The organism is Nonomuraea sp. B5E05 (genome assembly GCF_039880665.1).
In the GTDB taxonomy this organism is placed as follows: Bacteria; Actinomycetota; Actinomycetes; order Streptosporangiales; family Streptosporangiaceae; genus Nonomuraea.
In genome coordinates this window covers 109,987-134,100 of the sequence record NZ_JBDPMJ010000001.1, presented here as the reverse complement: position 1 = coordinate 134,100, position 24,114 = coordinate 109,987, and the positions used below count along the sequence as shown (strand labels likewise).

The 24,114-nt window shown below is 71.7% G+C and carries 24 protein-coding genes; 12 read left to right on the top strand and 12 right to left on the bottom strand.

The genetic code is table 11. From position 1 onward, the window contains the following. The 3 genes from ABGB01_RS00635 to ABGB01_RS00625 all read left to right on the top strand — a co-directional run bounded on the left by ABGB01_RS00635 (position 1) and on the right by ABGB01_RS00625 (position 4,283). Positions 1–1,629, top strand: coding sequence for an AMP-binding protein (locus ABGB01_RS00635; protein WP_347769131.1), 1,629 nt, complete (start codon positions 1–3; stop codon positions 1,627–1,629). Positions 1,630–1,855: 226 nt separating this feature from the next. After that, the gene (locus tag ABGB01_RS00630) at positions 1,856–3,157 is read left to right on the top strand and encodes an FAD-dependent oxidoreductase (protein ID WP_347769129.1); all 1,302 of its coding nucleotides are present in this window, start codon (positions 1,856–1,858) and stop codon (positions 3,155–3,157) included. Next, positions 3,141–4,283 (top strand): aldolase, encoded by a 1,143-nt coding sequence (locus tag ABGB01_RS00625; RefSeq protein WP_347769127.1) that lies wholly within the window; start codon positions 3,141–3,143, stop codon positions 4,281–4,283. Before ABGB01_RS00630 ends, ABGB01_RS00625 begins: the two co-directional genes overlap by 17 nt. 10 nt (positions 4,284–4,293) lie before the next feature. Here ABGB01_RS00625 and ABGB01_RS00620 read toward each other — a convergent pair whose 3' ends face one another. The 5 genes from ABGB01_RS00620 to ABGB01_RS00600 all read right to left on the bottom strand — a co-directional run bounded on the left by ABGB01_RS00620 (position 4,294) and on the right by ABGB01_RS00600 (position 9,239). Next, positions 4,294–4,974, bottom strand: a complete 681-nt coding sequence (locus ABGB01_RS00620; protein WP_347620335.1) for a copper homeostasis protein CutC — start codon at positions 4,972–4,974, stop codon at positions 4,294–4,296. Between the two features lie 213 nt (positions 4,975–5,187). After that, positions 5,188–5,790, bottom strand: a complete 603-nt coding sequence (locus ABGB01_RS00615; RefSeq protein WP_347769125.1) for a GNAT family N-acetyltransferase — start codon at positions 5,788–5,790, stop codon at positions 5,188–5,190. A gap of 200 nt (positions 5,791–5,990) precedes the next feature. After that, a complete protein-coding gene (locus ABGB01_RS00610) occupies positions 5,991–6,728 on the bottom strand; it encodes a GntR family transcriptional regulator (RefSeq protein ID WP_347769123.1) in 738 nt (245 codons plus the stop codon). Between the two features lie 946 nt (positions 6,729–7,674). After that, positions 7,675–8,070, bottom strand: coding sequence for an OB-fold domain-containing protein (locus ABGB01_RS00605; protein ID WP_347769121.1), 396 nt, complete (start codon positions 8,068–8,070; stop codon positions 7,675–7,677). Then, on the bottom strand, positions 8,070–9,239 hold the full coding sequence (locus ABGB01_RS00600; RefSeq protein WP_347769119.1) for an acetyl-CoA acetyltransferase: 1,170 nt from the start codon (positions 9,237–9,239) through the stop codon (positions 8,070–8,072). Before ABGB01_RS00600 ends, ABGB01_RS00605 begins: the two co-directional genes overlap by 1 nt. A 140-nt stretch (positions 9,240–9,379) precedes the next feature. Between ABGB01_RS00600 and ABGB01_RS00595 the strand changes: the two genes are divergently transcribed. From ABGB01_RS00595 to ABGB01_RS00585, 3 genes are read left to right on the top strand one after another with little or no spacing between them, the layout of a single operon-like run. After that, on the top strand, positions 9,380–9,979 hold the full coding sequence (locus tag ABGB01_RS00595) for a flavin reductase family protein (RefSeq protein ID WP_347769117.1): 600 nt from the start codon (positions 9,380–9,382) through the stop codon (positions 9,977–9,979). Then, a complete protein-coding gene (locus ABGB01_RS00590; protein WP_347769115.1) occupies positions 9,948–11,114 on the top strand; it encodes an acyl-CoA dehydrogenase family protein in 1,167 nt (388 codons plus the stop codon). The genes ABGB01_RS00595 and ABGB01_RS00590 overlap by 32 nt, the downstream gene beginning before the upstream one ends. Before the next feature lie 11 nt (positions 11,115–11,125). Further along, positions 11,126–11,899: an SDR family oxidoreductase gene (locus ABGB01_RS00585; RefSeq protein ID WP_347769113.1), complete on the top strand. Its 774-nt coding sequence runs from the start codon at positions 11,126–11,128 to the stop codon at positions 11,897–11,899. A gap of 117 nt (positions 11,900–12,016) precedes the next feature. Here the strand turns inward: ABGB01_RS00585 and ABGB01_RS00580 are convergent, their stop codons facing one another. Next, the gene (locus tag ABGB01_RS00580) at positions 12,017–13,054 is read right to left on the bottom strand and encodes a transposase (protein WP_347769111.1); all 1,038 of its coding nucleotides are present in this window, start codon (positions 13,052–13,054) and stop codon (positions 12,017–12,019) included. A gap of 179 nt (positions 13,055–13,233) precedes the next feature. Between ABGB01_RS00580 and ABGB01_RS00575 the strand changes: the two genes are divergently transcribed. Together ABGB01_RS00575 and ABGB01_RS00570 are read left to right on the top strand one after the other, a co-directional pair. Continuing rightward, complete coding sequence (locus tag ABGB01_RS00575) at positions 13,234–14,529, top strand: DUF2252 domain-containing protein (protein WP_347769109.1); 1,296 nt, start codon at positions 13,234–13,236, stop codon at positions 14,527–14,529. Between the two features lie 47 nt (positions 14,530–14,576). After that, positions 14,577–15,323: an SDR family oxidoreductase gene (locus tag ABGB01_RS00570; protein WP_347769107.1), complete on the top strand. Its 747-nt coding sequence runs from the start codon at positions 14,577–14,579 to the stop codon at positions 15,321–15,323. A 133-nt stretch (positions 15,324–15,456) separates the two neighbouring features. Here ABGB01_RS00570 and ABGB01_RS00565 read toward each other — a convergent pair whose 3' ends face one another. From ABGB01_RS00565 to ABGB01_RS00555, 3 genes are all read right to left on the bottom strand, one after another. Continuing rightward, positions 15,457–15,714, bottom strand: a complete 258-nt coding sequence (locus tag ABGB01_RS00565; protein WP_347769105.1) for a hypothetical protein — start codon at positions 15,712–15,714, stop codon at positions 15,457–15,459. A gap of 54 nt (positions 15,715–15,768) precedes the next feature. Then, positions 15,769–16,050: a hypothetical protein gene (locus ABGB01_RS00560; RefSeq protein WP_347769103.1), complete on the bottom strand. Its 282-nt coding sequence runs from the start codon at positions 16,048–16,050 to the stop codon at positions 15,769–15,771. A 286-nt stretch (positions 16,051–16,336) separates the two neighbouring features. Continuing rightward, positions 16,337–17,182: an SDR family oxidoreductase gene (locus ABGB01_RS00555; protein ID WP_347769101.1), complete on the bottom strand. Its 846-nt coding sequence runs from the start codon at positions 17,180–17,182 to the stop codon at positions 16,337–16,339. A 46-nt stretch (positions 17,183–17,228) separates the two neighbouring features. On the opposite strand from ABGB01_RS00555, the gene ABGB01_RS00550 reads away from it, so the two are divergent. Genes ABGB01_RS00550 through ABGB01_RS00535 form a run of 4 tightly spaced genes read left to right on the top strand, consistent with a single transcriptional unit; the run spans position 17,229 to position 20,479 of the window. Then, complete coding sequence (locus ABGB01_RS00550; RefSeq protein ID WP_347769099.1) at positions 17,229–17,957, top strand: enoyl-CoA hydratase family protein; 729 nt, start codon at positions 17,229–17,231, stop codon at positions 17,955–17,957. Then, complete coding sequence (locus ABGB01_RS00545; protein ID WP_347769097.1) at positions 17,954–18,742, top strand: CoA-transferase; 789 nt, start codon at positions 17,954–17,956, stop codon at positions 18,740–18,742. Before ABGB01_RS00550 ends, ABGB01_RS00545 begins: the two co-directional genes overlap by 4 nt. Next, entirely contained in the window at positions 18,732–19,454 is a 723-nt protein-coding gene (locus ABGB01_RS00540; RefSeq protein ID WP_347769095.1) for a CoA-transferase, read from the top strand. Before ABGB01_RS00545 ends, ABGB01_RS00540 begins: the two co-directional genes overlap by 11 nt. Beyond that, a complete protein-coding gene (locus ABGB01_RS00535; protein WP_347769093.1) occupies positions 19,451–20,479 on the top strand; it encodes a nitronate monooxygenase in 1,029 nt (342 codons plus the stop codon). The genes ABGB01_RS00540 and ABGB01_RS00535 overlap by 4 nt, the downstream gene beginning before the upstream one ends. A 139-nt stretch (positions 20,480–20,618) precedes the next feature. Here the strand turns inward: ABGB01_RS00535 and ABGB01_RS00530 are convergent, their stop codons facing one another. From ABGB01_RS00530 to ABGB01_RS00520, 3 genes are read right to left on the bottom strand one after another with little or no spacing between them, the layout of a single operon-like run. After that, the gene (locus ABGB01_RS00530) at positions 20,619–21,290 is read right to left on the bottom strand and encodes a pentapeptide repeat-containing protein (protein WP_347769091.1); all 672 of its coding nucleotides are present in this window, start codon (positions 21,288–21,290) and stop codon (positions 20,619–20,621) included. A 4-nt stretch (positions 21,291–21,294) separates the two neighbouring features. Then, positions 21,295–22,839, bottom strand: a complete 1,545-nt coding sequence (locus ABGB01_RS00525; RefSeq protein ID WP_347769089.1) for a glycoside hydrolase family 3 N-terminal domain-containing protein — start codon at positions 22,837–22,839, stop codon at positions 21,295–21,297. 52 nt (positions 22,840–22,891) lie between these two features. Next, positions 22,892–24,061: an acetyl-CoA C-acetyltransferase gene (locus ABGB01_RS00520; protein WP_347769087.1), complete on the bottom strand. Its 1,170-nt coding sequence runs from the start codon at positions 24,059–24,061 to the stop codon at positions 22,892–22,894. Between the last annotated feature and the right edge of the window lie 53 nt (positions 24,062–24,114).

Here is a 24,114-nt window from a genome sequence, read left to right as displayed (position 1 = left end):
ATGGCACCGATGCCGGACTGGGGGACGCTCCCCCGCATGCTGCGCGACCAGGCCGAGCACCACCCCGGCGCACCCGTGGTCGCCGGGGGCGGCGCCGGCGTGACCTTGTCCGGGTTGCGGGCGGCGGCGGCCGGGATCGCCCGCGGCCTGATCGCCCTGGGCGTCGGCCCGGGTGACCGGGTGGCGATGTGGGGGGTGAACTCGGCGTCCTGGGTGGCGCACGCCTTCGGGATCTGGGACGCGGGCGCGGTCATCGTGCCCCTCTCGTCCCGGTACAAGGGCATCGAGGCGGCCCAGCTCATCGAGAGGACGGGCGCGAAGGTCCTGATCACAGGCGCGGGCCCGGCGGACGCACCGCTCGCCGGCCTCCTGCCGCCGCTTCCCGGCCTGCGGGTCGTGAGCGCCGAGATGAGCCCCAGGATGAGAGCTGAGTTGAGCACCGCTATGGGCCCGGAGAGCGGCGCTGGGATCGGGCCCGAGATGGGCCCCGAGGTCGGCGCTGAGGTGGCCGGGTTACGGGCGCTGGGCGCGGAGGTCTCCGCCAGGGAGGCCGAGGACCGGGCTCTCGCCGTCCGCCCCGACGACCTGTGCGAGATCATGTCGACGTCGGGCACCGCCGGCGCGCCCAAGGGCGTCATGCTCGACCACGCGCAGATCCTGCGCGGCTACTGGGACTGGTCCGAGATCGTCACCCTGGGCGAGCACGACCGCTACCCGGTGATCGCCCCGTTCAGCCACGGGTTCGGGCTGAACGCCGGGCTCATCGCGTGCGTGCTGCGCCGGGCCACGATGGTGCCGGTCCCGGTCTTCACCCCCGACGCCCTGATGTCGCTGATCTCGTCCGAGCGGGCGAGCGTGCTCGCCGGCCCGCCCACCCTGTTCCACCGGCTGCTCGACGAGCTGGACCGGGGTTCGTGGGACGTGTCGTCGCTGCGGGTGGCCATCTGCGGAGCCGCCGCCGTGCCGTCCTCCCTGATCACCAGGATGGTCGAGCGGGTCGGGCTCGAGCGGATGATCAACGCGTACGGGCTGATGGAGGGCACGGTCGTCTCCATGACCAGGGCCGGCGACCCCATCGACGTGATCGCGAACACCACGGGCAGGCCCGTGCCCGGCATCGAGGTCAAGATCGTCAACGATGACGGCAAGGAGGTCGCGCCCGGCGAGCGCGGCGAGATCCTGCAGCGCGGCTACGGCGTGATGCGCGGCTACTGGAACGAGCCCGCCAGGACGGCCGAGGCCGTCGACGCCTGCGGCTGGCTGCGCACCGGCGACGTCGGCGTGCTCGACGAGGCCGGCAACCTGGCCATCGTGGACCGCAAGAAGGAGCTCTACATCGTCAACGGGTTCAACGTCTCCCCCGCCGAGGTCGAGTCGCTGCTGCTGCGCGAGGGCTCGCTGGCGCAGGCCGCGGTCATCGGCGTGCCCGACCCGGTGGCGGGCGAGGCCGGCCTGGCGTACGTGGTCGCGCGGCCGGGCGTGACGCCCGACCCCGAGGCCCTGCTCGCCTGGGCGAGGGCCAACATGTCCGGCCACAAGGTGCCCAAACGCGTCATCGTGGTCGACGCCCTGCCCGTCAACGCCAACGGCAAGATCGACAAGCGGGCCCTGCGCGACCGTCTGCCGTGAGCCCCAGGGCTCCCATGAAAGGGACGGGCGAGTTACGGTGAACTCGGCGCCTGAAAAGAACGGCCTGAATATGCGGTCCGGACGAGCGGTCACGTCGGCACTGCCCGGTTGTCCGCCGTTCACCCGGCCGCGTTCATCCGGGTCGGCGATCGGGGATACATCGATCACACCGGCCGGTTGTACCTGAGGGACACATGTCTCGTGCGACCGGGTCTTAGGAGGCAGCGTGGCGTTGCACGTGGCGGTCATCGGGTCGGGCCCCGCCGGGATCTACACGGCGGAGGCCCTGGTCAAGCAGTCGTCCGAGCCTGTCCATGTCGACGTGCTCGAACGCCTGCCGACCCCGTACGGGCTGGTCAGGTACGGCGTCGCGCCCGACCACACGTCGATCAAGTCGATCGCCAACTACCTGCGCAGGGTGCTGGAGCTGCCGGAGGTGCGCTTCCTCGGCGGCGTCACGCTGGGCGAGCACCTGTCCGTCGACGACCTGCTCGGCGTCTACGACGCGGTGGTCTACTGCACGGGCGCGATGGTCGACAGGAAGCTCGGCATCCCCGGTGAGGACCTGCCGGGGAGCGTGGCGGCGACCGACTTCGTCAACTGGTACTGCGGCCATCCCGACGTCGACTCCGGCAGGTTCACGCTCGACACCTCCGAGGTCGCGGTGATCGGCGTCGGCAACGTGGCCGTCGACGTCGTCAGGGTGCTGGCCAAGACGTCCGACGAGCTGCGCTCGACCGACGTGCCCCACGACGTGCTCGAACGCCTCCAGAACAGCCAGGTCAAGGCCATCCACATGATCGGCCGCCGTGGCCCCGAGCACGCCAAGTTCACCCTGAAGGAGCTGCGCGAGCTCGGCGAGCTGGCCAACGCCGACGTCTGCGTCCGCCCGGAGGAGGCGGTCGTGCTGGGCGGCGACTTCCCGCGCCAGGTCCAGGGCAACATCAAGGTCCTGCAGTCGTGGGCCGAGCGCGAGCCTGTGGGCCGGCCGCGCCGCCTCGACGTGCGCTTCTGGCTGCGGCCCGTGGAGATCCTCGGCACCGAGCGGGTCGAGGGCATCAGGCTCGAACGCACCCGGCTGTCCGACGAGGGCCGCGTGGTCGGCACGGGCGAGTTCGAGACGCTGCCCGTCGGCATGGTGCTGCGTTCCGTGGGCTACCAGAGCGTGCCGCTGCCCGGGGTGCCGTTCTCCGAGGCGACCATGACCGTGCCGCACGAGGCCGGCCGGGTGCGCGAGCGCGAATACGTGGCGGGCTGGCTCAAACGCGGGCCCACCGGGGTGATCGGCACCAACAAGTCCGACGCGGCGGAGACCGTGCGCACGCTCCTCGCCGACCTCGCGGGACACGAGCGGGCTCAGCGCGGCTCCGTCGACGCGCTGCTGGCCGAGCGCGGGGTGCGGCCGGTGACGTACGAGGAGTGGCTGGCCATCGAGCGGGCCGAGGCCGAGCTGGCCAGGTCGCTCGGCAGGGGCGAACGCGTCAAGCTCGTGGGCTTGGAGGCCATGCTCCGTGCGTGCCGACCTTAGGGGTTTCGCGGAGGCGTACACGGTCCAGCAGGCCCGCTATCCCGCAGGCGAGCCGCGGTGGCAGCCCGTCCACACCGTCTACGTCCCCGCCGACCGGTTCACCGCCGGCACGGTCTCCGCGTGGGGCGATCAGGCGTCATCCCTGGTCAAGACCCATCTGGCCGGCCCCGGCGAGCTGGCCGAGGTGTTCGGCGTGCCCGGCGGGCTGGCGCCGGCCGTGCACGAGCGGGTGGTGCGCAAGCTCGCGTCCGAGCCCGTCGAGGACGTGCGCGTCGACTTCGAGGACGGCTACGGCGTACGCCCTGACGCGGTCGAGGACGGGCACGTGGAGCAGGCGGCCGAGGCGGTGGCCGCGCTGCACGCCGCCGGGGCGTTGCCGCGGCGGTGGGGGCTGCGGGTGAAGTCGTTCGCCGACGGCGACCCCGAGCGGTCGGTGCGCACGCTCGGCGGGTTCGTCACGGGGGTGCTCGCGCGGGCCGGGGAACTGCCCGGCGGGTTCGTGGTGACCTTTCCCAAGGTGCTGATGGAGGCCTACCTCGGGCAGTTCGCCGAGGTGCTGGCGCGGCTGGAGAGCGGGCTCGGGACGCGGCTGCGGTTCGAGATACAGGTGGAGGCGCCGCAGACGCTGCACTTCCTGCGGGGCGACCTGCCCGAGTCGCTGGACGGCCGGCTGGCGGCGGCGCATTTCGGGGTCTTCGACTACACGGCGGCCATCGGGTTGCCGCCGCACGAGCAGCGGCTCGACCATCCGGCCTGCGACCACGCCAGGCACGTGATGCAGACGGCGTTCGCCGGCACGGGGGTGGAGTTGTCCGACGGCTCGCTGGCCGCCTCGCCGGCCTCCGGCGGGAAGGAGGACGTGCACGCGTTGTGGCGCCGGCACGCCGAGCTCGTCAGGCACTCGCTGCGGCACGGCTACTACCAGGGCTGGGACATGCACCCGTCGCACCTGGTGAGCAGGTTCGCCGCCGTCTACGCCTTCCACCTGGCCCGCTACGACTCCTACCGGGAGCGGGTCAGCGCGTGGGAGGAGCAGCGGCAGGCGGGCGGAGGCGTCATGGACGAGCCCGCCACCATCCGCACGCTGGCGGCCGCCCTCCACCGCGCCGACCTGACCCTTCCGTGAGGGCCGCGGCTCAGTCGCGTTCGACCAGGGCGCGCCACTGGCGTACCAGGCGCCACTCGACCGGGTCCGACCAGCTCGCCCGCACGGCCGATCCGACGTGGAAGGCGCGGACGCCGTAGTCGAGCAGGGAGGGCACGTACGCCGGCCGCAGGCCGCCACCGGCCAGGATGATCGAGCCGTCGCCCGCCTCGGCGCGTGCCTTCAGCACCGGCAGCCCGCTTCCCACGCCCGTGGGAGAGCCCGAGGTGAGCACGGTGGCCAGGTTGGGGAGTAACCGCACGGCCCGCCACGACGCCTGCACGTCGGCGGCGTGGTCGACGGCTCGGTGGAACGTCCAGGGCAGCGGGGAGACGGCGTGGATGAGCGCCTCGGTGGCCGCCAGGTCGACCGCGCCGGCCCCGTCCAGGAAGCCGAACACGAACCCCGCCGCCCCCGCCTGCGCCAGCGCCTTGGCGTCGCGGGCCAGCCGGTCGAGCGCGTCGGCGTCGGCGGTGAAGCCGGCGTCGCGCCGGAGCATCACCATCTGGGGGAGGGGACATTCCGCGGCGATCGCGGCCACGGTCTCCGGGGAGGGGGTCAGCCCGTCGGCCGCCATGTCGGCGACGACCTCAAGCCGGTCGGCTCCGCCCTGTTCGGCGGCCACGGCGTCGCGCACGTTGAGCGCGATCACCTCGAGCAGGGATCCGGTCATGCAGGAGAGGTTATATGGTGCTCTGCACCCTTCTGCCGCCGTAGCCCAAAAGGCGGCAGGATGACACCCCCACCGTGCCTCTCCACCCGCCTGAGAGCCCTCGTACGGGGCCGCGCACCTGCGGCTGCGGATGGTTCGCGGACGGGCTGCCTCCACCCGTCCACGGGACGCACACGCGGGCCCGGCCCCCGCGCGGGGGCCGGGCCAGGAGCGTCAGGCGCTGATCAGCTCCGCCATCGTCAGGTCACGGAAGGCCGTGGCCGGAAGGTCCAGCGACGGGCGCTGGAAAAGGGCCCCGGAGGACCGGTGCGGCAGGTCCACCGTACGGAGATGCCGGAACCCCCGGGTGCGGTAGTAGCGCTGCAGGCGCGGATTGCCCTTGGCGCAGTCGAGCCGCAACCAGGGCAACCCCGCGGAGCAGGCCGCGGCTCCGGCCCAGTCGAGCAGGGCGTCGCCGAGACCGCTGCCCGACCACGGGCGGGCGACGGCGAGCTTGTGGATGTAGAGGGCCGCGCCCGGATCGTCGGCGGGTGTCCAGAATTCCGGGTCGGCGTGGTCGTCGAGGGCTATGGTGGCAACCGGTGGTGCCGCTTCGTCGGGGTCGAGATATCTGAGCTCGTCGTCGAGCAGGAAGAGCACCCGCTCCTCGATGAGCGGCTCGATCCGCTCGGGACCGAAACCCCCGCGGGGCCACTGCCTGAGACCCTGCGCATGGAGCCACTCGGCGGTGTCCGCCAGGAGAGTGAGTACGCCGGGAAGGTCCGCGGGTTCCGCGCGCCGGAGCGCGAGCGGATGAAGCAGCGTGTTCGTGTGCATAATACAACTCCCGTTGCGTCGGGTGGCCGCGCTGGCACAAAGCGTGATGACGCGATGGTGCGCGGTGGCCGAAATGGGCCTTAACCCGATATATATGGATAAATGGCGATTTGGGGGAGTATGCACGACTCCCCCAGGCCAGCGAGGCGGCTAATTCTCGCTGCGCCCGGCCGGCGGGATCACCCCTTCGAACGAGCTCTTCAGCGGCGATCGAGCTCGTATCTGATCAGATGTTTGTCGGCGGGCAGCACCGACACCGCGACACGCACGGGCATATCGGCCCCGTCGAAACCAACACGGACATAGACCATGACTGGCGTGCCGAGTTCGAGTTGGAGGCGCTCGGCTTCCTCCTGGTTCGGCATGCGGGCCCAGATGTCGTCGACGACGCGTATCTGCGCATGCCCCAGCTCTTCCAGCACCCGGTTCGCCCCTCGCGCGATGTCTCCGGGCCTGGCGATCTCGGAGTCGGCGACGAGATCACGTGGAAAGTAGGAATCGTTGGTGTTGTACGGCTGGCCGTCCACGAACCGCAGACGACGTCTCACCACCGCCAACTCCCCATCGGCCAACTCCAGCCTGCTGGCGATCTCCTCGACCGGAGACACCGTCAGGACCTCGATGTACTGGCTCGGGGCGCGGCCTTCCTGCGCCACGGCGTAGGCGAAGGCTTCCCGAAGTTCCCCACTGGGTTGCGGCTCCAGCTCCCGCTGCGGATAGATCAGCAGCGGTCTGCGGTCTCGGACCACCGTCCCGCGCCGCGGCGTGCGCGTGACCAGCCCTTCGTTGACGAGTTCGCCGAGGGCCAGCCTGACGGTGTTCCTGCTCACCCCATGGTCTTCCATGAGCTGCGCCTCGGTCGGCAGCTGCGCCCCGGGGCCGAGGACACCCGAGTAGATGGCTCGTCTCAACTCCGAAGCCACCTGCTGATACAGCACCGACCTTGCCACTTTCACCCCTTTTGTTCCAACAATTTAGACGATCTGGTTCTAGCAGGCCACAACCCCTTGACCAAACCCCCTCGCCCGGCCCATCATCCATTCGTTGGTACAAATCCATCTATAGGCCGGTGAGGAGGTGAAGGCCAGTGTTGCCGGACCGCACGGATATGCCATACCCGCGCTGGCATGCCTCTCGCGACACAACACGTTTACTGCGTTACGTGTTGTGCTGCCAGGGGTCCACCCACACCTACCAGAGCAGTGGCACCTCCGTGCAATCGACGTTGACTGAGCTGACCGTGTGGTGCGAAGACGGAACCTTTGTCTGGAATGAGGAGGGTGGCGCCCCCGTCACGCACCCCGACGATGACCCGATTGACCCAGCTCAAGACATCGCCGCATGTCGCCGGCAGCGCAAACCTTCTCTCTCCCCACCGACTCCGTGTGTGAGCTAACGGTCTAGGACTCCATCCCTCGCCGGAGTCCTGGCGCCGTCGCACACGGGGCAGGAAGCGCGTCCTGGCGGGTCCCCCACGCCCGCCAGGACGCGTTTTCCTCCGAGGACCGACCAGTTGCCCGGGAATTCGACCGATTGCAGCCTCTTCTCCCGTTGCGAGGCTCGCTTCGGTCAGGCGGCGCCCGGGCCAGGCCGGGCGGACACGGCCAGGAGCAGGCAGGCTCGAAGGCGGGCCCACTGGCGGGCCCACTGGCGGGCAGGGTCACGACCCACGACCTCACGGTCGCGCCCGTCACCACGCCAGAACCTCTCACGCCAGCCACCACCGAGCCGTCCGCGTTGACGCCTACCGCATCATCATCAACCCTCGGGGCCCGACCTGTGAGCCGCTTGGGAAGGGCGGGGCTGGTGGGGTTTTCCGGTACCAATCCAATTTGCGGCGCAAGATCAACCAGCGCGAGACCTTGCGCCGCGACCGACGATCGTCTAGGGCCCTGGCCGCCAGTCGACCAGGGTCAGGTCCGCGTCGACCCGGGTGTAGGAAGCCGTGACCCGCTCGCCATGCTCCGGCGGCCGCCGGCCGCGCCAGTTCCCGTACACGAAGCAGCCGGGGACCGCCGCCAGCCTGACCATCACCACCACGTACGGCTCCCGCAGGCCGGGCACGAAGGGCTGGTGGTTGACGATCCAGCTCTCCACCGTTCCCTCGGGCGCCACCTCCCGCCAGTGCGCGCCCTCCGTACGGCATCGCGCGCAGAACGCCCTGGCCGGGAAGCGGGCCGTGCCGCAGGCGTCGCACACCTGCACCGCGAACTCCCGCCTGCCGACCCGCTCCCACCACTCCCGGGAATCCCGGTCGGGCTCCGGACGGTACCCCGCCATCACGGCCTCCGCAGGATCAGGGCCGAGGTGGCCGGAAGGATGTAGCCGGGCTGGGCCGTGGACAGCGCCACCTCCGCGCCCGGCACCTGGCGCGCGCCCGCGTCGCCCCTCAGCTGGGAGACCGCCTCGGCGATGTGGTTCATGCCGTGCACGTAGCCCTCGGACAGGAAACCGCCGTGTGTGTTGACCGGAAGCGGGCCGCCGGCCGCGGTGGCGCCCGAGGCCACGTACGGTCCGCCCTCGCCCTTGCCGCAGAAGCCGTAGTCCTCCAGCTGGACGATCACCGAGTAGGTGAAGCAGTCGTACAGCTCGGCCACGTCGATGTCGTCAGGCCCGAGACCGGCCTGCGCGTACAGGCGTGGGGCGAGGGCGGCGGCCGCGGTCACCGTGGGGTCGGCGCCGGGGCCCGACAGGTGGGTGGTGCCGCCGCCCCAGGCCGCGGCCGAGATCAGCACGGGAGGGCGGCGCAGCGCGCGGGCGCGTTCGGCGGTGGTGACGACGACGGCGCAGGCGCCGTCCGTTTCCAGGCAGCAGTCGAGGAGGCGGAACGGCTCGGCGATCCACCTGCTCGCCAGGTAGTCGTCCAGGGTGATGGGGGCGCGCATCAGGGCGCGGGGGTTCTGGGCGGCGTTCGCGCGCTGGGTGACGGCCAGCTGCCCGAAGTGCTCGGCTTTTGTCCCATATTTCAACATGTGGGCGCGGGCGTACATGGCGTACTGCTGCGGCGGCGCGACATAGCCGTACGGGGCCTGGTACTGCACCTCCGGGCTCACCGGCACGCCCCGGCCCGTGCCGCCCATACGGAACTCCGAGCGGGCGTTGATGGCCCGGTAGCAGACGACCGTCTCGGCCATGCCCGTCGCGACCGCCAGCGCGGCCTGGCCGACGACCGCGTGCGAGACGCTGCCCCCGCCGAACTGGTCCAGGTGCCAGGCCAGGTCCGCCAGTCCGAGGGCGGGGCCGACCAGGGTCGGCGGGGCCGAGTCTCCCACGCGGTGCGTGGCCAGGCCGTCCACCTGGTCCACGGGCAGCCCGGCGTCATCCAGGGCGGCCAGCACGGCACGGCAGGCCAGCGTCAGGGTGCTGACGCCCGAGTTCTTGGTGAAGGGAGTGTAGCCGACCCCGGCTATCGCGGTCAGATCGGAGAAAGCAAGCAAGCGCTTGGGCACATCCGTCACGTTAGACAGGACATTTCACCCATGTCAACGCACCTCTCGCAGCCCGGCTTGACACTGTTCCCGGGTTCACCCTACCGTCCAAGCAAGCGCTTGGTAATATTAGGCGCACCCGGTGGACGAGGAGGCGGACCATGAGCACACACGCTGCCCGGCTCATCGCGCCGGACGGCTGTCGCGGCCTTCCGACGCCCCATCAGCGCAGAGTCCGCAACGGAGCCGCCATGCCGCCCGGCCCCTCACAAGGCCACCTCGACACCCTCCGCTTCCGCCAGGTGCTCGGCAGGTTCGCGACCGGCGTGGTGGCCATCACGGCGGTCGAGCCCGTCAGCGAGGAGCCCTGCGGCCTGGCGGCCAACTCGTTCACCTCGGTCTCGCTCGATCCGCCCCTCGTGGCGTTCTGCGTCGCGCACACCAGCACGAGCTGGCCCAAGGTGCGCGGCGCCAAGGTCGTCACGGTGAACGTGCTGGCCGAGCACCAGCAGTCCGTGTGCGCTCAGCTGGCGGCCAAGGGCGGCGACAAGTTCGCCGGCCTGACGTGGACCGGCTCCCCCGGCGGCAACCCCGTGCTCGACGGCGCGCTGGCCTGGATCGACTGTGCCATCGAGGCCGAGCACCTGGCGGGCGACCACATGATCGTGGTGGCGCGGGTGCTCCAGCTCGACACCCACGCGGACGGCGGCCCGCTGGTGTTCTTCCGCGGTGACTACGGCGGCTTCGTTGCGCCTGCCTGAGCCGGAGACGCCAGGCGGCCTTCGCGAGCAGGCGCGAGCCTGGCTGGAGGAGGCGCTGAGCGGCGAGTTCGCCCATGTGCGCGGACTGGGCGGACCCGGACGCGAACACGAGGGACATGAGGAGCGGCTGGCGTGGGAGCGCCACCTCGGCAGGGCCGGCTGGACCTGCCTGGGCTGGCCCCGCCGGTACGGCGGCCGCGCCGCCTCCCTGGAGGACCAGGTGGCCTTCCACGAGGAGTACGCCAGGGCGCGGGCCCCCGCCAGGGTCGGCCACATCGGCGAGGGGCTGATCGGCCCGACCATCCTCGAGTTCGGCACCGGCGAGCAGAAAGAGCGCTTCCTCCCGCCGATCCAGCGCGGTGAGGAGTTGTGGTGCCAGGGCTACTCCGAGCCGGAGGCCGGATCCGACCTGGCCAACGTCCAGACCAGGGCCCGCCTGGATGGCGGCACGTGGGTGGTCACCGGCCAGAAGGTGTGGACCTCGCTGGCCCACGTGGCCGACTGGTGCTTCGTCCTGTGCCGTACGGAGGAGGGCTCGCAGCGGCATCACGGGCTGTCGTACCTGCTCGTCCCCATGGACCAGCCCGGGGTCGTCGTCCGGCCGATCGTCCAGCTGACCGGGACGTCCGAGTTCAACGAGGTGTTCTTCGACGGCGCGCGCACGGCGGCGGGCAACGTCCTCGGCGCGCCCGGCGACGGCTGGCGGGTGGCGATGGCCACCCTCGGCTACGAGCGGGGCGCGTCCACGCTCGGGCAGCAGATCGGCTTCCGGCGCGAGCTGGCCGAGGTGATCGCGACGGCCGGGCGGACGGGCGCGGCGGACGATCCCGTGCTGCGCGACCGGATCGTCAGATCGTGGCTGGAGCTGGAGATCATGCGCCTCAACGCGCTCAGGATGCTCCGCCCCGGCACCGGCGCCGAGGTGTCGATCGCCAAGCTCTACTGGTCGGAGTGGCACCGCAGGCTGGGCGAGTTGGCTCAGGCCGTACAGGGCAGGGCCGGGCTGGTGGCCGACGGCGGGCTCAACGAGCTGCAGCGCCTCTACCTGTTCAGCCGCGCGGACACGATCTATGCCGGATCCAGCGAGATCCAGCGGAACATCATCGCCGAGCGCACCCTCGGACTCCCCCGCTGATTGGACCGCTCATGCCCCAGCCCTACCCCAAGGCGCACGGCCTGCTCGACGGCAAGGTGACGCTGGTCACGGCGGCCGCGGGAGCCGGCATCGGATACGCGACGGCCAGACGCTGCGCCGAGGAGGGCGCGACGGTCGTCGTCTCCGACCGGCACGAGCGCCGCCTGGCCGCGGCCGCCGACGCCCTGACCGAGCTCGTCGGCGTCAAGCCGCTGGCGGTTCCGTGCGACGTGACCTCCGAGGCGCAGGTGCTGGCGCTGTTCGACGCGGCGGTCGAGGCGCACGGCAGGCTGGACGTGGTGGTGAACAACGCCGGGCTCGGCGGCACGGCCCCGCTCGCGGAGATGACCGACGAGCAGTGGCACACGGTCGTCGACGTCACTCTGACCGGCACCATGCGCTGCACGAGGGCCGCGCTCAGGCAGATGATCGCGCAGGGCTCGGGCGTCATCGTCAACAACGCCTCGGTGCTCGGCTGGCGGGCCCAGCCGGGCCAGGCGCACTACGCGGCGGCCAAGGCCGGCGTGATGGCCCTGACCCGGTGCGTCGCCCTGGAGGCGGCCGAGCACGGCGTACGGGTGAACGCCGTGGCGCCGTCGCTGGCGGTGCACCCGCATCTGGCGAAGGTGACCGGGGAGGAGCTGCTGGCGGAGCTGGCGGCCAAGGAGGCGTTCGGCCGGTCGGCGGAGCCGTGGGAGGTGGCCAACGTGATCGTCTTCCTGGCCAGCGACTACTCGTCGTACATGACGGGCGAGGTGGTCTCGGTCTCCTCACAACACCCGTGACTCTCGCGCGAGGGGCGCGACCCTGATGTCAGGGAAAGATCAGGGTAGGCGGGAGGGGCGTCGCGATCTACTGTCCCCAGTGTGACTCCTCCGCTGCCTGAAGAAAGCGGCTTCTCGCTAAGCCGCTTGCGCAGCCTGGCGAAGGGCAAGCCCTGCCCTGAGGATGTTGATCGCCGCGTTGACGTCGGCGTGTGCGGTATGTCCGCATGCCGTACAGGTGAAGTCGGCTTGGGTGACGTGGTTCTCCTTCGCGCAGTGCCCGCAGCGGGCACAGGTGCGGGAGGTGCCGGCGGGGTTCACCGCGATCAGCTTGCGACCGGCGCTTTCAGCCTTGTACGACAGGATCGTCAGGAACACCCCCCAGCCCGCGTCCAGAATGCTCCGGTTGAGGCCGGACTTGGCGGCGACGTTACGGCCGGGAGCTTCGATCGTCCCGGACGCCGAGCGGGTCATGTTCGCGATCCGCAGGTCCTCGTGCACGATCACGTCATAGGCGCGGACCAGAGCGAGCGCGGCCTTGTGCGCGCCGTCCAGACGTTGCCTGCGCACCTTGGCATGCAGCGCGGCCACGCCCATGTCGATCCCGGTCGCCACGCCGGTGGCAGGCAGCGGTTCGGCGGGCACGTCGTCGCACGACAGCACCACGAACCAGCGGGAGCCCTCGCGCTTGACGCTGATCGTTTTCACCTGGCCGCGCACGGGCCGGTGCTGGTGGACGCGGATGTGCCCGATGCCCTGGAGCCGCACGTAGGTGGCGGTCGGGTGCTCGGGCTGGGAGTTCCACCGGCAGCCGTCGCCGTCCTTGGGCCACTCGACCGTGTCAAATCGGCCGCGCCCTTTGAAACGGGGGAAGCCCGGGGTGCGTCCCTCGCGGACCCGCTTGAAGAACGCGCGAAACGCCTTGTCGAGCCGTCGCAGGGTGGCCTGCTGGGAGGAGAACGACCAGCGCGTCTGCCCTTCCGGGTCGTCGGCGCGGATGTGTTTCAGCTCGGCCGACTGCTCGCCGTACCGGACGCTCACGCCCGCCCTGGCGTAGGCGGTACGGCGGTGCTCCAAGGCGGCGTTGTACAGCGTGCGGTGGTCTTCCAGGCACGCCGCGAGCACCGCCGCCTGCCGGGCGGTGGGGCGCAGCAGGAACCTGAACGACCTGCGCACACCCACCCCCCATCACGCTCGGTAATGACACCATCACGATACCGGCTGCCGCCGACAAAACCGGGAAGGACATCCGTGATGCGCAGACCTGACAGGTCAGGGCACGCTCGGGCCTTGGCGGCCCTCCCGCTCCTGATTCCCCCGTCGCCTCAAGGCGACGGTCCCCTCGGGAGACTCTGATGGGCACACGTTCTTCCTTCCTGCTCGATGTCCTCATGACGGAGTTCGGCGAGTCGATCACGGAAGATCCTGCGGCGTTCAGGCGGAAATTTCGGAAGATGGCGGCTTCGCCGTTCGCCTTCTACCGGGGCAGCGCCTGCCTGTTCTACGCCGACATGACCGGCGAGTACGCGGACGACTCCTTCCTCGACGGGCCGACCAGCAGGGTGTGGATCCACGGCGACCTGCACGCGGAGAACTTCGGCACGTACATGAACGCCTCTGGGGTCCTCGTCTTCAACGTCAACGACTTCGACGAGGCGTACGTGGGCCCGTACGTCTGGGACCTCAAGCGGTTCGCCGCCAGCGTGGCCCTGCTCGGCTACGCCAAGGCGCTGTCGGACGACTCGATCAGCATGCTCGTGACCGACTTCGCCGGGGCGTACCTGGTCGAGATGACCGCCGTCGCGGCGCACGGCGACGACGCCATCGGCTCGCTCACCCTGGACACCACCACCGGCGTGCTGCACCGCGTGCTGCAGACGGCCCGGCTGCGCACGCGGGTGGCGCTGCTGGACGTCGAGACCGTGATCGACGGCTATGACCGGCGCTTCTCGCTCATGGACGGGCGGGAGCCGGTGGACGCGGCGACCAGGCAGGCCGTGCTCGGCGCGTTCGTCGACTACCTGACCACGCTGCCGGTGCGGGTGGACCCCGTCGAGCAGGTGATCAAGGACGTGGCGCTGCGCAAGGGCGTGGGCATCGGGTCGGCGGGGCTGCCGTCGTACAACCTGCTGCTCGAAGGGCGCTCGCAGGCGCTGGAGAACGACGTGATCCTCTACATGAAGCAGGCGGCGGCGCCCGCCGTGGCGCGGCACGTCACCGACGAGAAGGTGTCGGCGTACTTCAAGCACCAGGGGCACCGTACGGCCGAGTCCCAGCGGGCGTTGCAGGACTACGCCGATCCCTGGCTCGGGTACACCACGCTCAACGGGGTGGGGCAGCTCGTGGCGGAGGTGTCCCCGTACTCGGCGGACCTGGACTGGGACGACGTGAACGAACCGGCCGAGCTGCGCTCGATCGTCCAGGATCTGGGACGGGCGGTGGCGCGGATGCACTCGGTGGCCGATGACGGGTCCAGCCACGACCTCGTCGACTTCTCGACGGAGGAGGCGATCGTGAACGTGATCGGCAGCGACAGGTCCGGATTTATCGGCATGCTGGTGGATTTCGCCCATCGGTATGGAGCGCAGGCCCGCGAGGACCACCAGAAGTTCGTCGACCTGTTCCGCAACGGCCGGCTCCCCGGCGTCTGAAACCGGCGGCTAGCAACCGACCGTTCGGTATGGCATGCTTCCGGAACATGACTCTGTTCTCGGTGGAAGGCAAGACCGTCGTCGTCACGGGTGGATCGCGCGGCATCGGGCGCATGATCGCCGCCGGGTTCGTGGAGGCAGGGGCGTCCGTCTACATCTCCGCCCGGAAGACGGCCGAGGTCGAGAAGACGGCGGCCGAGCTGGGCTGCGTCGCGGTGCCGGCCGACCTGTCCACGCCCGAAGGGCTGGAGTCGCTGGTGTCGGCGGTGGACGGGCCGCTGCACGTGCTGGTCAACAACGCGGGCGCCACCTGGGGGGCGCCGCTGGAGGAATATCCGGAGCACGCCTTCGACAAGCTCTGGAACATCAACGTCAAGGGGGTCTTCTACCTGACCCAGCGGTTCCTGCCGAGGCTCAGGGAGGCGGCGAGTGCGGACGACCCGGCGCGCGTGATCAACGTGGGCTCGATCGACGGGATCAGGGTGCCGGCGCTGCCGAGCTATGCCTATTCCTCGACGAAGTCGGCCGTGCACATGCTCACCCGGCACCTGGCCCAGCACCTGGCCAAGGAGCACATCACGGTCAACGCCATCGCGCCCGGGCCGTTCGACTCCAAGATGATGGCCTTCGCCCTGAACGACCCCGAGACCCGCGAGAGCATCGCCTCCAGCGTGCCCCTGGGCCGCATCGGGCGCCCCGAGGACATGGCGGGCGCGGCCATCTATCTGTCGTCGCGGGCGGGCGCGTATCTGACGGGAACGGTCATCCCGGTGGACGGCGGGATCTCCTGCTGAAAGAGCCGGGCCAGGCCGGTCCCGTCACTGGGAAGGGTGCGGGGACGGCGGCGAGCACCTTCCCGGCGGGTCCGGCCTGGCCCGGGGCTCGTGGCGCGCGCGTTCTGGCGGGTCGCGGCGCCGTGGCTCCGTACTAGTCGAGCACGTCGTCGATGGCGACGTCGCCATCGCGGGTCGCGGTCACGGCGACGCCGTTGACGTTGTTGACCCCGGTCGCGCCGCGACCGCTCACGTTGTTGTTGACGACGTTGCCGAAGTTGTTGCCCGACTGGATGGCGTTGCGGTTGCGGCTTGCGTTGCCGGCGTTGGTGTCGGCGAACGCGGGGGCCGACATGAGGGCCATCCCGGTCGCGGCGGCGACGACGATGCCGGACACACAGAGCTTCTTCATGTGAGGTCCTTTCACTGTTCGGGTCACTGTTCGGGTTGGTCGGACGTCAGCCGGTCAGTCGAAGATGTAGATCACCGTGATGCCGCCGTTGGTGGCGGTCGGGGCTATGCCGTTGACGTTGTTGACGTTCGTCGAGTGGTCCTGGCCGCGGTTGGTGGCGAAGACGTCGGCGAAGTTGTTGCCGGACTGGGTCGAGTCGCTGTTACGGCTCCAGTTGGCCGCCCAGGAACGCCCATCCCAGGGCCCGGCCACGTCATCGGCGTGAGCGGGGACGGCGAACAGCAGCCCGCCGGCGACCGCCGACACCGCGGCCGCGGCGCACACCCTTCTGATCACTTCTGCTCCTTCACCGGTATGGAAGTCGCCGGGGGCAGCGGACGCCGTGGGCCCGTAGGCGCACCACCAGCCCCATTGACCTTTGTTGACCTCAGCGGATCAAGGCCAGTGCGAGCATATAACCGTACGTTGCCGATTAGTAGCTCTGAGTGATCAGAACTTTGTTCGGCCATGACGCTGCCACGAGGCGCCGGTGACCCGCCGGGGTCCGGCCCGCTTCGACACCGCCTCACGGCCCGTACGCCGCTACGCTGACGCCAACCCGGCGCCCCTCAGCGGAGTTGTTTCAGCGGGTTCTCGCGGTCAGGTGGCGCCAGGCCGGGATCTCGCCGCCGCCGTCCACCCGTATCTCGGCGCCGGTCACGTAGCCGGGCGCCGCCAGCCACAGGCACACCTGGGCCACGTCGCCGGGTGCCGCCATCCGGCCCGCGGGGATGGTCGCCCCGATCCGGCCGGCGCCCGTCTCGCCGGGCTCCGGCGGGCCGGCGGTCAGCGGAACCGTGCCCGCCGGCCCGCCCTCCCGCGCCGGAACACGGCCATCGTTCGCCGGGCCGCTCCGCCGGGGGTCGTAGTGAGGGCTGGCGCCGGTCGTGGCGGCCAGGCCGACGACGACCGTGTTGACCCGTACGCGTGGCGCCCACTCGGCGGCCAGGCAGCGGGCCAGGTGGTGCAGGCCCGCCTTGGCGGCGCCGTACGCGGCGGTGCCGGGCGAGGGGCGGCTGCCGCTGACGCTGCCGATCATCACGATCGCGCCGCACGAGGCGGCGAGCAGCGGGTACGCGCGCTGCGCCACGAGCAGCGGGGCCGTCAGGTTGAGGTCGATGACGCGGGCGTGCAGGCGCGGCGAGGTGCCGTCCACCGGCGCGTACGGCGACCCGCCCGCGTTGTTGACCACCACGTCCAGCCGGTCGAAGCCGGAGATGAGCCGGTCGACGTTCTCGGGGTCGCGCACGTCGGCCTGGACGAACCGGATCTCATCGGGGTGGGTGGGCGTTTCGGCGGGTGGGGTGCGGGCGCAGGTGGTGACGGTGGCGCCCGCGTCGTGGAAGGCCCTGGCGATGGCGGCGCCGATGCCCCTGGTGCCGCCCGTCACCAGGACGGTCCTGCCCGTGTAGTCGTAAGTCACGGTCACGGGTGCTACCGTACCAAGCAAGCGTTAGGTGAAACAGGGAGTCGGGTTGGGGATCACGCTGCGGGCCGGGCCGGTCGCCGAGGTCGTCGTGGCCGTGCCACCGGTGAACGCGCTGGCCGTACGGGCCTGGGAGGAACTGGCCGAGGCCGTGCGGACGGCCGGCCACGATCCGGGCACCAGGGTGGTCGTGCTGCGCGCCGAGGGGCGCGGGTTCAACGCCGGAGTCGACATCAAGGAGCTGCGGGACGCCGAGGGGCACGCGCGGCTGGTCGCGGTCAACCGGGCGTGTCATGCGGCGTTCGCGGCGGTCTACGCGTGCGCGGTGCCGGTGGTCGCAGCCGTCCACGGCCACTGCCTGGGCGGCGGCGTCGGGCTGGCGGGCAACGCCGACGTGGTGGTGGCGAGCGACGACGCCTACTTCGGGCTGCCCGAGGTCGACCGGGGCGCGCTGGGCGCGGCCACGCACCTGGCCAGGCTCGTGCCGCCGCACCTGATGCGGGCCATGGTCTACACGTGCAGGAACGCCACGGCGGCCGAGCTGCACGCGTTCGGCTCGGTGCTGGAGGTGGTGCCGCGCGACCGGCTGCGCGACGCGGCGGCCGAGGTGGCGGAACAGATCGCCGCGAAGGACCCGTACGTCATCCGCTGCGCCAAGGAGTCGCTCAACGGCATCGACCCGGTGGACGTCAACCGCAGCTACCGCTTCGAGCAGGGTTTCACCTTCGAGCTGAACCTGATGGGCGCGGGCGACCGGCACAGGGAGCGGTTCGCATGACGAAGGTGATGACGGCCGAGGAGGTCGCCGCCTCGGTGGAGAGCGGCATGACGGTCGGGATCGGCGGCTGGGGGTCGCGCCGCAAGCCGATGGCCCTCGTACGCGCGATCCTCCGCTCCCCCGTCCGCGACCTCACGCTCGTCTCGTACGGCGGCCCCGACGTCGGCATGCTCTGCGCGGCGGGGAAGGCGCGCAGGGTCGTGGCCCCGTTCGTCACGCTCGACTCCATCCCGCTGGAGCCGCACTTCCGCCGGGCCAGGCAGGCGGGGACGATCGCGTTCACCGAGTACGACGAGGGCATGTTCATGTTCGGGCTGCTGGCGGCGGCGCACCGGCTGCCGTTCCTGCCGACGCGGGCGGGGCTGGGGTCGGACGTGATGCGGGTCAACCCGGAGCTGCGGACGGTCCGGTCACCGTACGCGGACGGGGAGGAACTGGTCGCGGTCCCGGCGCTGACGATGGACGTGGCGCTGGTGCACATGAACCGGGCGGACGCGCGGGGCAACGCGCAGTACCTGGGTCCGGATCCGTACCTCGACGACCTCTACGCCAAGGCGGCCGCGCGCTGTTACGTGTCGTGCGAGCGGGTGGTGGACGACCTCCTCAAGGAGGGCCCCCTGCAGTCGTTGCTGATCAGCCGGTCGATGGTGACGGGCGTCGTGGAGGCGCCCGGCGGGGCCGGGTTCACCTCGTGCGAGCCCGACTACGGGCGTGACGAGGAGCTCCAGCGGCGCTACGCGGAGACGCCCTGGGAGGAGTGGGATGAGCGGCCCCATGAGCGGTAGGGCTGACGTGTGCGTGGTCGCGTGCGCGGAGGCGTTCAGGGGCGACGGGGAGATCCTGGCGGCCGGGATCGGCGGGCCGGTCACGGTGCTGGCGGCACGGCTGGCGCGGCTGACGTTCGAGCCGGGCCTGCTCACGCACGACGGCACCTGCCTGCTCACCGGCGACGTGCCCGCGCTGGGGGAGGCGCCGGAGGTGGTGGAGGGGTGGCTGCCGTTCCGCGAGCACCTGTGGCTGGTGCTGAACGGCCGCCGCCACGTCATGCTCGGTGCGAGCCAGATCGACCGGTACGGCAACACGAACATCTCCTGCGTCGGCGACTGGGCCCGGCCCAAGGCGCAGTTGCTGGGCGTGCGGGGCGCGCCGGGCAACACGCGGTGCGACCCGACGAGTTACTGGATCCCCCGGCACTCCCCCCGGGTGTTCGTGCCCGAGGTGGACATGGTCAGCGGGCTCGGCACCGACCGCGGGGCGTTCGGGCTGCGACGGGTGGTGACGAACCTGGCCGTCCTGGACTTCGGCAGCCCTGACGGTTCGATGCGGCTGGTGTCGGTGCACCCGGGGGTGGGCGTGGACGAGGTGGTGGCGGCGACCGGGTTCGCCCTCGACATCCCCCGGAACGTCCCGCGGACGCGGGAACCGTCCGAGGAGGAACTGCTCGTCCTGGACCGGCTCGACCCCGCGCGCTCGCGCGACCGGGAGGTCGCCGCGTGAGGACCGCCCTGACCTCACTGACCGGCTGCCGGCATCCGATCGTGCAGACCGGCATGGGGTACGTCGCCGGCGCCCGGCTGGCGGCGGCCACCTCCCGGGCGGGCGGCCTGGGCGTGATCGGGGCGGCGACCATGTCCCTGCCCGAGATGACCGCCGCGATCAGGCGGGTGAAGGAGCGCACGGACGCGCCGTTCGGGGTCAACATCCGCTCCGACGCGGGCGACGCCGCCGAACGGGTCCAGGTGATGGTCCGCGAGGGCGTACGGGTGGCGTCGTTCGCCATGGCGCCCAGGCGGGAGCTGATCGCCCGGCTCAAGGACGCGGGCGTGGTGACGATTCCGTCGGTCGGGGCGCTCAGGCACGCGGAGAAGGTGGCCGGGTGGGGCGCCGACGCGGTGATCGTGCAGGGCGGCGAGGGCGGGGGCCACACGGGGCCGCTCGCCACGACGCTGCTGCTGCCCCAGGTCGTGGACGCCGTGGACATCCCGGTGATCGCCGCCGGCGGCTTCTTCGACGGCCGCGGGCTGGTGGCGGCTCTGGCGTACGGCGCCTGCGGGATCGCCATGGGCACCCGGTTCCTGCTGACCAGCGACTCCCCCGTGCCGGACGAGGTCAAGAAGCTCTATCTGGCGGCGCGGGAGACCGTGGTGACCACCAAGGTGGACGGGGTCCCGCACCGGGTGTTGCGGACGCCGTTCGTGACCTCGCTGGAGCGGTCGCGGCTGGTGCGCGCGGTGGCGAACGGAGCCAGGTTCCGGCGGTTGTCGGGGCTGTCGTGGGCCGGGCTGATCCGCGAAGGGCGGCGGATGCGGCGGGGCAGGGAGCTGACCTGGGCCCAGGTGCTGCAGGCGGCCAACACGCCGGTGCTGCTGCGGGCGGCCATGGTGGACGGGAGGGCGGATCTCGGGGTGATGGCGTCCGGGCAGGTGGTGGGGGTCATCGGCGACCTGCCGTCATGCAGGGAGTTGATCGAGCGCGTCATGGCCGAGGCCGAGGCCGCTCTGGCCCGCCTGCCGGCACGCTGAGCCCGCAGGCCGGGGCCGCCCTGGCCGGCCTGCCGGCACGCTGAGCCCGCAGGCCGGGGGCGCCCTGGCAGGCCCGCCGGCGCGCTGAGCCCGCCGGGGCGGACATCCGCCTCGGTGCGGCCCTCTCGTCCCTGCGAGGTCAGAGGACCGTGATGCCGCGGGCGGCGAGGATGGCGTTGGCCTGCGTCTGGTTGATGACGGCGCCCGCGAACGCCCGGAGCTTGGCGTCGTCTGGCTGCCCCAGGTCGGCGCCCCGCAGGTCGGCCTTCGTGAACGTCGTGTTCAGCAGGCGCGTGCCGATGAGGCGGCAGTCGGCGAGCGTGGCCTCGGTGAAGTCGCAGCCCGACAGGTCGGCGTCGTCGAAGCGGACCCCCTCGATGTGCTCGCCGCGCAGCGAGCAGCCCCCGAGGTTGGCCAGGGTCAGGTTGGAGCGGGTGACCGTGAAGCCGGTGCCGCGCGAGGCGGTCAGCGCGGCGCCGATCATGCGGCAGCCGGTGAACGACACGTCGGTGAGCAGCGCGCCGCCGAACTGGGCCGAGGACAGGTCGACGTCGGTGAACGTGACGTCGATGAGGTCGGCGTCGTTGAAGCGGGTGCGCATCCCGCCCCCGCCGGTGAAGACCGCCCCGTCGAGGTCGGCCTTGCGGAAGTCGGTCTGCTCCAGCACGCACGACTCGAAGCGGGCCCCGGCCAGGGAGGCGCCCCACAGGTCGGTCTCCGTGAGGTCGCACTCGCGGAAGACGTGGGTCTCTTCGGGATCGAGCCGTTCGGACAACACCTTGTGGGAGAGGTCCTCGCCGTCGAAGTTCACGGTCTCAGAGACTACCGGCCAGGATCTCCGCGGCGGCCCGGCCGCAGACCCGGGCGGAGCCGTAGGTGGCGATGTGCACGGCCCCGAGGTCCGAGCGGGCGGGCAGGCCCATCTCGACCACCACGGCGTCCTTGCGGGCGCTCAGCACATGCCTCAGCGCCTCCTCCTGCCATGGGTGGCGGTGCGCGTCCCGGACCACCACGACCAGCGGGCGGCCGGCCGCCGCGCCGAGCAGCCGCTCGAGTACGGGACCCGTCGTCTCCCCCGCGGTCATGCGCGTGACCACGGTGCCGGGCAGCAGCCCGGTCAGCGGCTCGCCCACGCCCCAGGGGGTGTGCCGGTCGATGGCCAGGTTCGTCTCCGGCGCCAGCTCCACCACGTGCGGGGCCGCGGCCAGCGGCAGCTCCGGCTCGGTGGAGCGCCGCAGGACCCTGACGGCCCGCCGGGCCGCCAGCAGCCCGGCGCCGCCGTCGTTCGCGGCCCCGCCAGGCACGCCGGAACCCGCGCCCTGGGTCACGGCGGGGCCGCCCGCACCCCCGGTTCCGCCGGGGCTGCCCGAGGACGCGGTCCATGCCGCCAGCTCGCGGACCCTGCGAGCGGCGTCGGCCAGCCGGTCCTCGGGCAGCAGTCCTTGGGCCACCGCGGCGGCGATCGCGTCGCGGATCCGCGTGGCGGTGGCCTCGTCGGCGTGCTCGCCGCCGACGCAGATCGCGTCGGCCCCGGCGGCGATGGCCCGGGCCGCGGCGCCTCCGATCCCGTACGCCGCCGTCACCGCGGCCATCTCGATGGCGTCCGTGATGATCATCCCCTGGAACCCGAGCTCCTCGCGCAGCAGCCCGGTGAGCACCTTGGGGCTGAGCGTGGCGGGCAGGTCCCCGTCGTACGAGGGCACGAGGAGGTGACCCGTCATGACCGCCTTGACGCCTTCCCTGACGGCGTCGGCGAACGGCAGCAACGCGTCCTCGACCCCGTCCGCGGCCATCTCGGGCACGCCGTGGTGGGAGTCGACCGTGGTGTCCCCGTGGCCGGGGAAGTGTTTGACGCAGGCGGCCACTCCGGCGGACTGCAGGCCGCGGACGAACGCCCTGGCGTGCCGGGAGACCAGCGCGGGGTCGGCGCCGAAGGAGCGCAGGCCGATGACCGGGTTGTCCGGGTTGGAGTTCACGTCGGCGGAGGGGGCGAAGTCGATCGTGATGCCCGCGCGGGCCAGGTCGGCGCCGAGGTCCGCGGCCAGGGTCTCGGTCATGGCCACGTCGTCGACCACGCCGAGCGCGTACGCCCCGGGGCGGCTGCTGCCGGTGGCCGCCTCCAGCCGGGTGACCTCGCCCGACTCCTCGTCGACGCCGACGAGCACCGACGGGTTCTCCGCGCGCAGGGCCGCGGTCAGCCGGGACACCTGGGCGGGGCCGGCGATGTTGCGCGAGAACAGCGCCACCCCGGCCAGCCCTTCGCCGAGCCGGCGGCGGAGCCAGTCGGGTGGCTCGTGCCCGGTGAAACCGGGGAAGAGGACGGCGTCGGCAAGGCGCAGCAGGTCACCGCTCATGGGCATGACCCGCAATCTAATAGGAAAGTTTCCTATTTGCTAGTGGCATTTTCTGACGTCAGGCCGCTCCCGTGCCGGCGAGCCGTTCGATGACGGTGACGTTCGCCTGGCCCCCACCCTCGCACATGACCTGCAGGCCGTACGTGCCGCCCGTCCGCTCCAGCTCGTGCAGCAGCCGCACCGCCAGGACCGCGCCGGTCGCCCCGAGCGGGTGGCCGAGCGCGATCGCGCCACCGTTCGGGTTGACCCTGGCGGGGTCGGCGCCGGTCTCCTTCATCCAGGCCAGCACGACAGAGGCGAACGCCTCGTTCACCTCGATCGCCGCGAAGTCGCCGATGGACATGCCGGTCACGCGGAGGGCGTGGGCGGTGGCGGGGATGGGGGCGGAGAGCATCATGATCGGGTCGGCGCCGCGGGCCGACAGGTGGTGCACGCGGGCGCGCGGGGTCAGGCCGTGCTCGCGTACGGCTCCGGGCGAGGCGACGAGCAGGGCGGCGGCGCCGTCGGAGATCTGGGAGGCCAGGGCCGCCGTGAGCCTGCCGCCCTCGGCCAGGGGCTTGAGCCCGGCCATCTTCTCGGGCGAGGTGTCCGCGCGCGGGCCCTCGTCCGCCGCGACGCCCTCGAAGGGGGCGATCTCGCGCCGGAAGTGACCGGCCTCGATGGCGTGCAGGGCCCGCCGGTGCGACGTGTACGCGTACCGCTCCATCTCCTCGCGGGTGATCTCCCAGCGGGCGGCGATCTGTTCGGCCCCGGCGAACTGCGAGACCTCCCGCGTGCCGTAGCGCTCGGCCCAGCCCTTGGAACCCGCGAAGGGGGTCTCGTGCCCGAGCGGGCGGCCCGCGAGCATCGCGGCCGAGATGGGGACCATGCTCATGTTCTGCACGCCGCCGGCCACCACCAGGTCGTTCGTGCCGGAGAGCACGGCCTGGGCGGCGAAGTGCAGGGCCTGCTGGGAGGAGCCGCACTGGCGGTCGACCGTGACGCCCGGCACCTCCTCGGGCAGGCCGGCGGCCAGCCAGCAGGTGCGGGCGACGTCGCCGGCCTGCGGGCCGACGGTGTCGACGCAGCCGAAGATCACGTCGTCGACGGCCGAGGGGTCGGCGCCGGTGCGGCGCATCAGCTCCTTGAGCACGTGGGCGCCGAGGTCGGCGGGGTGCGCTCCGGCCAGTCCGCCGTTCCTGCGCCCGACGGGGGTGCGGACGGCTCCGACGATGTACGCCTCGCTCATCATCGCATCGTAGCAAGCGCTTGGTCACTCACGGAATGCCGCATGAACTGGGC

Excerpts from the sequence above, each read along its gene's own strand:
- ABGB01_RS00635 (WP_347769131.1), top strand. The coding sequence starts at position 1 with ATGGCACCGATGCCGGACTGGGGGACGCTCCCCCGCATGCTGCGCGAC.
- ABGB01_RS00585 (WP_347769113.1), top strand. The coding sequence starts at position 11,126 with ATGCCCCAGCCCTACCCCAAGGCGCACGGCCTGCTCGACGGCAAGGTG.
- ABGB01_RS00595 (WP_347769117.1), top strand. The coding sequence starts at position 9,380 with ATGAGCACACACGCTGCCCGGCTCATCGCGCCGGACGGCTGTCGCGGC.
- ABGB01_RS00570 (WP_347769107.1), top strand. The coding sequence starts at position 14,577 with ATGACTCTGTTCTCGGTGGAAGGCAAGACCGTCGTCGTCACGGGTGGA.
- ABGB01_RS00615 (WP_347769125.1), bottom strand. The coding sequence starts at position 5,790 with ATGCACACGAACACGCTGCTTCATCCGCTCGCGCTCCGGCGCGCGGAA.
- ABGB01_RS00575 (WP_347769109.1), top strand. The coding sequence starts at position 13,234 with ATGGGCACACGTTCTTCCTTCCTGCTCGATGTCCTCATGACGGAGTTC.
- ABGB01_RS00525 (WP_347769089.1), bottom strand. The coding sequence starts at position 22,839 with ATGCCCATGAGCGGTGACCTGCTGCGCCTTGCCGACGCCGTCCTCTTC.
- ABGB01_RS00540 (WP_347769095.1), top strand. The coding sequence starts at position 18,732 with ATGAGCGGTAGGGCTGACGTGTGCGTGGTCGCGTGCGCGGAGGCGTTC.
- ABGB01_RS00620 (WP_347620335.1), bottom strand. The coding sequence starts at position 4,974 with ATGACCGGATCCCTGCTCGAGGTGATCGCGCTCAACGTGCGCGACGCC.
- ABGB01_RS00565 (WP_347769105.1), bottom strand. The coding sequence starts at position 15,714 with ATGAAGAAGCTCTGTGTGTCCGGCATCGTCGTCGCCGCCGCGACCGGG.
- ABGB01_RS00545 (WP_347769097.1), top strand. The coding sequence starts at position 17,954 with ATGACGAAGGTGATGACGGCCGAGGAGGTCGCCGCCTCGGTGGAGAGC.
- ABGB01_RS00605 (WP_347769121.1), bottom strand. The coding sequence starts at position 8,070 with ATGGCGGGGTACCGTCCGGAGCCCGACCGGGATTCCCGGGAGTGGTGG.
- ABGB01_RS00520 (WP_347769087.1), bottom strand. The coding sequence starts at position 24,061 with ATGAGCGAGGCGTACATCGTCGGAGCCGTCCGCACCCCCGTCGGGCGC.